The following is a 1248-nucleotide window of genomic DNA, read 5'->3' on the forward strand; positions in this document are numbered from 1 at the left end:
ACCCGTAGCTTCGGTACCTGGTTTGAGCCCCGTTACATCTTCCGCGCAGGCCGACTCGACTAGTGAGCTATTACGCTTTCTTTAAAGGATGGCTGCTTCTAAGCCAACCTCCTAGCTGTCTGAGCCTTCCCACATCGTTTCCCACTTAACCAGGATTTCGGGACCTTAGCTGACGGTCTGGGTTGTTTCCCTTTTCACAACGGACGTTAGCACCCGCTGTGTGTCTCCCACGCGTCACTCACCGGTATTCGGAGTTTGCCTCGGGTTGGTAAGTCGGGATGACCCCCTAGCCGAAACAGTGCTCTACCCCCGGCGGTGCTACGTGAGGCGCTACCTAAATAGCTTTCGAGGAGAACCAGCTATCTCCGGGCTTGATTAGCCTTTCACTCCGATCCACAAGTCATCCAAATCTTTTTCAACAGATCCTGGTTCGGTCCTCCAGTTGATGTTACTCAACCTTCAACCTGCTCATGGATAGATCGCCCGGTTTCGGGTCTATTCCCAGCGACTGGTCGCCCAGTTAAGACTCGCTTTCGCTACGCCTCCCCTAATCGGTTAAGCTCGCCACTGAAAATAAGTCGCTGACCCATTATACAAAAGGTACGCGGTCACAGAACGAATCTGCTCCCACTGCTTGTACGCATACGGTTTCAGGATCTATTTCACTCCCCTCTCCGGGGTTCTTTTCGCCTTTCCCTCACGGTACTGGTTCACTATCGGTCAGCCAGGAGTATTTAGCCTTGGAGGATGGTCCCCCCGTCTTCAGTCAAGGTTTCTCGTGCCCCGACCTACTCGATTTCACGTGATCAGATTTTCGGCTACGGGGCTATCACCCGCTATGGCCGTGCTTCCCAGCACGTTCGCCTAATCAGTCACACGCTTAAGGGCTGGTCCCCGTTCGCTCGCCGCTACTGGGGGAATCTCGGTTGATTTCTTTTCCTCGGGGTACTGAGATGTTTCAGTTCCCCCGGTTCGCCTCCTGACACCTATGGATTCAGTGCAGGATACCCACGTTACCGTGGGTGGGTTTCCCCATTCAGAAATGCCCGGGTCACAGGTTGTTTGCCACCTCGCCGAGCCTTATCGCAGGCTTCCACGTCTTTCATCGCCTCTGGCTGCCTAGGCATCCACCGTATGCGCTTCATCGCTTGACCATATAACCCCAAGAGGTCTGGTCCGCGATGACGATCGACAATTGCCGGATACGCTTGAAACGTATCTCGCGTCTCTTCCTCTCGGAAGAAACTT

1 rRNA gene is annotated in these 1248 nt (G+C 54.2%); it reads right to left on the minus strand.

Annotation, left to right across the window (positions count from 1 at the left end):
* A 23S ribosomal RNA gene (locus HALO32_RS00020) occupies nucleotides 1-1154 on the minus strand; the annotation flags it as partial.
* Nucleotides 1155-1248: the final 94 nt, after the last annotated feature.

This window comes from Halomonas lysinitropha, assembly GCF_902500215.1.
Classification (GTDB): domain Bacteria; phylum Pseudomonadota; class Gammaproteobacteria; order Pseudomonadales; family Halomonadaceae; genus Halomonas; species Halomonas lysinitropha.